General features: G+C 41.5%; 6 protein-coding genes. 3 read left to right on the plus strand and 3 right to left on the minus strand.

Going from position 1 to position 7,599, the window contains the following annotated elements; all coding sequences use genetic code 11:
- Window positions 1–63: 63 nt before the first annotated feature.
- The 3 genes from AC2JBO_RS20090 to AC2JBO_RS20100 all read right to left on the minus strand — a co-directional run bounded on the left by AC2JBO_RS20090 (window position 64) and on the right by AC2JBO_RS20100 (window position 4,003).
- Window positions 64–2,154, minus strand: coding sequence for an NAD(P)H-quinone oxidoreductase subunit 5 (locus AC2JBO_RS20090; RefSeq protein ID WP_496955424.1), 2,091 nt, complete (start codon window positions 2,152–2,154; stop codon window positions 64–66).
- 582 nt (window positions 2,155–2,736) lie between these two features.
- Complete coding sequence (locus AC2JBO_RS20095) at window positions 2,737–3,111, minus strand: thioredoxin family protein (protein ID WP_496955425.1); 375 nt, start codon at window positions 3,109–3,111, stop codon at window positions 2,737–2,739.
- A gap of 178 nt (window positions 3,112–3,289) precedes the next feature.
- Window positions 3,290–4,003, minus strand: coding sequence for an NnrU family protein (locus tag AC2JBO_RS20100; RefSeq protein ID WP_496955426.1), 714 nt, complete (start codon window positions 4,001–4,003; stop codon window positions 3,290–3,292).
- Between the two features lie 224 nt (window positions 4,004–4,227).
- On the opposite strand from AC2JBO_RS20100, the gene AC2JBO_RS20105 reads away from it, so the two are divergent.
- From AC2JBO_RS20105 to AC2JBO_RS20115, 3 genes are all read left to right on the plus strand, one after another.
- Window positions 4,228–5,235, plus strand: coding sequence for a LysR family transcriptional regulator (locus AC2JBO_RS20105; protein WP_496955427.1), 1,008 nt, complete (start codon window positions 4,228–4,230; stop codon window positions 5,233–5,235).
- 137 nt (window positions 5,236–5,372) lie between these two features.
- The gene (locus AC2JBO_RS20110; protein WP_496955428.1) at window positions 5,373–6,749 is read left to right on the plus strand and encodes a protein kinase domain-containing protein; all 1,377 of its coding nucleotides are present in this window, start codon (window positions 5,373–5,375) and stop codon (window positions 6,747–6,749) included.
- A 267-nt stretch (window positions 6,750–7,016) separates the two neighbouring features.
- On the plus strand, window positions 7,017–7,599 hold a 583-nt coding region (locus AC2JBO_RS20115), incomplete at its 3' end, for a substrate-binding domain-containing protein (protein ID WP_496955429.1).

The following is a 7,599-nucleotide window of genomic DNA, read 5'->3' on the forward strand; positions in this document are numbered from 1 at the left end:
ACTCAGCACTCATTACTCAGCACTCATTACTCAGCACTCAGCACTCATTACTCAGCACTCTTCTTAAGTAACACCAAACAAAATTACAAGCGCTAACACCGCACCAAATATAATCAGAGCGTAGAATTGCGCGCGTCCGTTTTCGATATACTTCAACCCTTCACCACTAACAAGCGTGAAGAAACCAGTCAAGTTAACAGCACCATCAACGACGCGGAAGTCAACTTCCATAACTTGACGGGCAAGGCGCCGTAATCCTAAAACGAAAACTTTGTGGTAAATATCATCCAAGTACCACTTGTTAAGGGAAAGCTCGTACAGCGGCTTGATTTGGGATGCAATTGCAGCAGGGTCAATTTTCCGCATCAAGTACATCAACGAAGCCAAGGTTATCCCAATTAAAGAAATACCAACCGAACTACCCGCCATTACATAAAACTCTTGGGGGTTGAATTCAGCAGCTTTTTCTGCTATCTCCAGGGCTGTTTCGCTAGGGGAGTGGATAAATTCCTCGAAGTAATTAGCATAAGGTGTACCTACTAAACCAATTAACATCGAAGGAATAGCAAGTACTGCTAATGGTAAAGTCATTGTCCACGGTGACTCATGTGGTTCGCTACTGTGTCCATGACCGTGGTCATCGTGATGTCCACCACCAGTAGCTTCTAATTCACCTTGTTTCATTGCACCTGGGCCATAGTTAGGCGCCAGTGTTTCACCTTCAACCAAAATTGTGGCAGCTTTCTCAAGCTTTTGAATTATCTTCTTATCAGTACCCCGGAACCCACCTTCAAAGGTAGAAAAGTACATCCGGAACATGTAAAAAGCAGTGATACCAGCGGTTGCATAACCAACAAACCATAATAATGGGTTAGCTGCAAATGCGGCGCCGAGAATTTCATCTTTTGACCAAAAACCAGCAAAAGGAGGAATACCAGAAATTGCCAAGCAACCAATTAAAAAGGTAAAACCTGTAACTGGCATGTATTTCCGCAGTCCACCCATTAAGCGCATATCCTGCGCCAAAGCTGGGTTGTGTCCAACAACACCTTCCATTCCGTGGATAACAGAACCTGAACCTAAAAACAGCATCGCTTTGAAGTAAGCGTGGGTCATTAGGTGGAATAGTCCTGCACTATAGGCGCCAACTCCCATTGCCATGACCATGTAGCCAAGCTGGGATATTGTTGAATACGCCAATCCTTTTTTAATATCGTTCTGAGTTATTGCAATTGTCGCTCCTAAAAACGCTGTGAAGGCGCCTGTAAAAGCAATCACATTCATTGCTACGGGTACATGTTCAAACACAGGGTACATCCGTGCAACCAAGAATACACCTGCTGCCACCATTGTTGCCGCGTGGATAAGTGCGGAAATTGGGGTGGGACCTTCCATCGCGTCTGGAAGCCAAACATGTAAAGGAAACTGTGCTGATTTAGCAACAGGACCTAAGAAGACTAAAATTGCCAGCAAAATTGCTAGGAAATTGCTTAAAGACCCAGTTTGCACAAGTTCGGCAAGACGGGTGCCCATCACATCAAACTCAAAGCTTCCTGTTGCCCAGAAAAGCCCTAAGATACCTAATAAAAGACCGAAGTCACCTACACGGTTAGTAACAAATGCCTTTTGACAAGCATCTGCTGCTGCCTTACGGTCATACCAAAAACCCACCAGCAGGTAGGAACACATCCCTACAAGTTCCCAAAATATGTAAACTTGTACAAGGTTGGGGCTAACCACTAAGCCCAACATCGAAGAACCGAATAGGCTTAGGTAAGCATAGAAACGGACATAACCTGGGTCATGTGCCATGTAGCCATCCGTATATATCATTACGAGAAAAGCTACAGTCGTTACAACTACGAGCATTAAGGCTGTCAGGTGGTCAATCGTGTAGCCCATGCTTAGGTGAAAATTACCAGCAGAAGCCCATTCAAAGATACTACTGTAGGGGGCATGTCCTTGAATTTGGCTCCATAATATGGCAATCGACATGAGCATCGCTACACCCATCAGCGAGATGATTAAGGCGGAATTGAGTTGTCGCGCGTTGTTTGTTGCCTGATTTAGAGAGAGTAATCCTAGCCCAACCAGCATAGCTCCAAGCAGTGGGAGTACCGGAATTAGCCAAGCATACTGATAGATTATTTCCATCACTGGCGCCTACTTCTAGAATTTCTAAAGATTAAGTTATTTGTCGGAACTGTAAATAATTGTGACACACACCTTTATTCATAAAATACCCCACCAGACGGGAATCGGGTGGGTTGGTTAAGCTATTGTTTAGATTTTGGATATCTTTGGGTGCGGCAAACTTTGAGTCCTGTACAATAAGACACAAATTCTTTTCTTTTCGTAAAAAATATTTTAGTCGCACTCTGATATCAACCTCAACGCTCATAGCTCTAGTTCAAACTTAACTTATTTGCCTGTCTACCCGACCATTTTATCTAATCACACAATTCGTCATGTATCGTATAACGCTATTTAATGACAAAGATTACTAATTATAATTAGTTGAAAAAACCTATCGTGTGACTAGATATAAAGCAATCCTTTGAATATTATATTAGTTGGGCTTAGTTGGGCGAGAATTTTTTGCAATTAAATCAACGCCAAAAATAAAATATCTTTGGCGTGGAAGTCGTGGACTTTGAAAGTAATTTTTAAAAAAGTTATTTTATTTTAGGTGTAGGCGCATAAGCTGAATCAGGACGTTAAAAAGAATACCATTTGCTACATTACACTAGCTGTTTTTGAGCTACTTTGAGATTTGGGAGACAGAATGTGGCTAATTTTAATATCTTCTAACGCCCTAATTAAGTCCTCACGGCTTTTGAATCCTTCAAGGCGTTGTCGAACTAACCCTTGTTCAACCAAAATTAAAGTTGGCAGTGATTTAAGCTTATACTGATTCGATATTTTAAAATTTTCATCAGCGTTAATTCCAACGAGTTTGATTTCTTCCCCGCATTCTCGCTTGAACTGTAGCAGTAAAGGCTGAATTATGCGACATAAGCCGCACCAGGGCGCTCCAAAATTTACTAACACAGGAACAGGGGATTGTAAAACTTCTTGACTAAATGTCCGCTCACTAACCGACAACACCATGACGCCTCTATAACTTATAGGGTTTTAATATTGAGAAGCCTTATTGGTTGGGTTAATCGCGCCGATCCCCAACCAATAGCTTTCAATCCATCGTACATTGATTTTGCTGTAATTGATTACAGTAGACGTCTGTTGTAATTAGTTTTTGGCGGCTATGTCAACAAACCATGTGTCAGATTTAAAATTGTATCCTACTTGTTGACACCAAGAGCAAAGGATGCATCCACCAAAACAGTAGTACAAATATCACTACCCCCAAATAAGCAGGGCGTATATATTCTTGCCATTTGAGCGATTGGCGCCCATCCAAAACAGCCAAAAATGGAATAATGCTTGTACGTTCCTTAACAGCATCAAAAGCATCGCCATAACGTAGTTTCAAACGTCGATCACCGTGCCACACCCCAAACAGATGGTGCAAAATGAGACCTAACGAAGTCACGATTGTAAAAGTCGTACCCAACCATAGAGTGTGAGCAATACACCATATTATCTGCCCAACCATCTGAGGATGACGGGTAATGCGAACGATGCCTGTTTCGTATAGATATACTTGGGGCTTTTGAATAGCAGCAATTTCTAGTAGATTGAATGTGGCAGGATACAAGAACAGAAACGATATCGCCGACAACACCCAAACGAATGTTTGCACCCCAGGTAGTCCTTGGACTTGCCAAATTTGCAAACCATCATAACGGTGATTGAAAAAGTAAACAATTAAAATAACAGCCAAAGGTAGGCTAATTAAAGCAAAAATAACGCGATATAACCTTGCACCTGTATATTTTTCTGCCCACGGACGTAGTGCAGCGCCTCCGCTGTGTGCGATTGCAAAAGCAATTAGCAATCCGAGCATAATAAAATGACTAGGCGTTAACCAATCTGGCAGCATCAAAGACATACGTGAAATAATTTAAAGAAGACGTGCGTTTCAGTACAATCAATACCACAAAGTATTTAAAGGGGGACTTTAGTCAAGATGTTGCTAACTTGTCTTTTTCGACAAGAGCCTTATTGCTTAAGATGCAGTCAAGCGCACTCGTTTAATTACGAGCGGCTATTATCCGTGCATTATCAATTTCGTTGCTCCTTTCAAATGATTGTGTGTTGAGCCTTATGTCTGACCTTCCTTTTACTCTAGATCAGTTGCGTATTCTGAAAGCGATTGCCGCAGAAGGGAGCTTCAAGCGTGCCGCTGATAGTCTCTATGTTTCTCAGCCTGCTGTTAGTTTGCAGGTGCAAAACTTAGAGCGCCAACTCGATGTTCCTTTATTTGACCGTGGAGGTAGACGAGCGCAATTAACCGAAGCCGGACATCTACTACTCAGCTACGGAGAAAAAATCCTTAGCTTGTGTCAAGAAACCTGTCGTGCTATCGATGATTTGCAAAATCTCCAAGGTGGTACCTTAATTGTCGGCGCCTCTCAAACAACAGGAACTTATCTGTTGCCGCGAATGATTGGCATGTTCCGACAAAAATACCCCGATGTAGCTGTACAATTACACGTCCACTCAACTCGACGCACTGCTTGGGGCGTCGCGAACGGACAAGTCGATCTAGCTATCATTGGCGGTGAAGTCCCCGGTGAACTTGCCGAGTCGCTGGAAACGGTTTCCTACGCCGAAGACGAATTGGCACTGATTTTACCTGTATCTCATCCTTTCGCAAAACTGGAAAAAATTCAAAAAGAAGACTTATATAAATTACAATTCATTACTCTCGATTCGCAATCCACTATACGCAAAGTTATCGAACAAGTGCTATCGCGCTGTGATATCGATACGCGTCGTTTTAAAATTGAGATGGAGTTAAATTCCATCGAAGCAATCAAAACCGCAGTGCAATCAGGGTTAGGGGCGGCTTTTGTTTCCACCTCGGCAATTTCAAAAGAATTGCAAATGGGAGTACTTCACCGCTCGACAATTGAAGGTGTGGTAGTCAAGCGAACGCTGTGGCTAATTTTTAACCCTAACCGTTACCGTTCAAAAGCTGCTGAAGCCTTTAGCCAAGAGATTTTACCCCAATTTGCAGCTCCGGGCTGGAATATGGAAGTGTTAAAATCAACACATAGTCCGGTAGTAGTTGGTGCTTTAAATGTTGAGGCGCCATTAGATGATGATTAGTAGAATTTGTCACGCGACCTCCCGGTTAAAAGCATCAGATAACTAGATTCTGGACGTGTTGTGGTAACACAAATTTTCGGGATACCCACCCAAAAAAGTGGGCTATCTCACTCCTTGACAAATGGCAATAAAATGATATGGAAGTTTACTGCACTCGTCCACACTGTCCTCGTCCGCTGAATCATTTTACTGATATTGATGAAACCGCCAAACTACGAACTGTACAGCAGAAATATTGTACTAGTTGCGGGATGCCATTAATTTTAGCCGGACGCTACATTCCCACCAAATTACTTGGTAGAGGAGGATTTGGCGCAGCATTTTTAGCGCGTGACCGTTATACTCCAGCAATGCGCTCCTGTGTAGTCAAGCAGTTTTTGCCAGCAGGTTCCTTGAGTGATACACAACTTGCGCTCGCACAAGAACTATTTGAACGCGAAGCAGTGGTTTTAGAGGAAATTGGTTATCAGCATGACCAACTCACCGATTTGTATGCTTATTTTCCAGTAATTGTCGATGGTTCGCCACCCGGTAGGCAAGAGCAGTTTTTTTACTTGGTTCAAGAATACATTGATGGGGAAAACTTAGACCAGGAGTTAGAGCAAAAAGGTAAATTTTCCGAGTCCGATGCTGTATTTGTATTGCGCTCAGTTTTAAAGATACTTGAGTTTGTGCATAATCGCGGCATTATTCACCGTGATATTAAACCCTCAAATATCATGCGTGACAAAAGCGGCAAACTTTTTTTACTTGACTTTGGAGCAGTTAAATTAGTTACAAACGCCCCAACAAGTACTGTCGGCGCCTCAACTGGAATTTTTTCGATGGGATATGCGCCACCGGAACAAATGTCAGGTAGTCAGGTATTTCCATCAACTGATTTATATGCTTTAGCGGTAACTATAATTATTTTACTTACAGGTAAAGATGCCACAGAACTGTTTGATTCTTATACCAATCAGTGGAAATGGCAAGATTTCGTCAGTACTAGCCCAAAGCTAACCAAAGTACTTAACAAAATGTTACTTCCTGCGGCTAACCAAAGGTTTCAAACTGCAACTGATGTGTTAGATGCTTTGGAGGCGCCAAAAACACAACAATCTAAACGGCAACTTCAACACCAAACTCAGCTACAGTCTGGACTTCCCGATAAAAATCAACCATCAACACAGCAATTTTCCACAATCGAAATACTAACAGGAGCAGGATTCAGCGGACTACAAGGAGGATTAATAGCAATAGCGCTTTTAACTTTGATAAAATCTCTACCAATTAGTCTAAGTATATCCGTTGTATTAATTAGCGCGATGATATTTGCTCAATACAGGCGTTGGGTAGGTGGTTCTGATTTAATAGTTTTTCCAATAATTACTTTACCAATCGTCTTATTGTTTTTGCGAGGCTCTTTGAGCATACCATCCGTATTATTTTTTGCTGTTATCGCTAGCTTAGTTTCCATTGCTGTTACCTCACTCTTCCGACTGATTTATAAAGTTTTATCAATGATTTTGTAATTATATTTATCAATTTATTACATTAAAATGCATAAAAATGCGCTGTCCCTGTAGAAATATAATCAGAGGGACATTTTTTCCTTAGCTAACATATATAACTTTTTGTACCTTCAAATATTGCAAATATTATTCACAAAACGTTACTGTTCGTCAAATAAAAACGTTAACCAGAAGTTAAGGTTCAGCCTTCACAATAAAGATAATATTTGGTCGAAGGGTGTCATCACATATGAAGTCGATACAAATCAAAATTAATTATCTAAAAATATGTCACAAAAACATGAGACCAATGAAACAGCCGTTTTAATAATTGCATTTTTAACAACATTAGGATTAGTGTGTGGTGGAATATTTTGGTGGTTTAATAATCCTCGCTTTTTAACAGGCTCAAATTCAGCTGCTCAACAAATAGATACAGGCACTAAGTTTACAGGCATTAAGAAATTTCCATCCGGACTGTTTAACTATGGAGGAAGCACAACATGGGCTACTATTCGTAGAGACGTTGACTCGGTGATTCAAAAAGACTTGCCACAATTTCGACTGCGCTATACTGACCCAACAAACGGCGCCCCAGGTTCTTCTCCCGGTATCAAAATGGTAATTTCGGGGCAGCTTGCTTTTTCTCAATCTTCGCGGCAACTCAAACCAGAAGAACAAAACAGTGCCCAGCAGTTGGGTTTCATGCTCGAAGAAATACCCGTTGCCATAGACGGTATTGCTGTTGCAGTCCATCCTAATCTTAAAATATCTGGATTAACAGTTGCCCAACTTAAAGATATATATACAGGTAAAATCAAAAACTGGCAGCAAGTCGGAGGTCCAAACTTACCGATAACACCTTACTCAC

The organism is Calothrix sp. CBUCES-K 9914 (assembly GCF_059640475.1).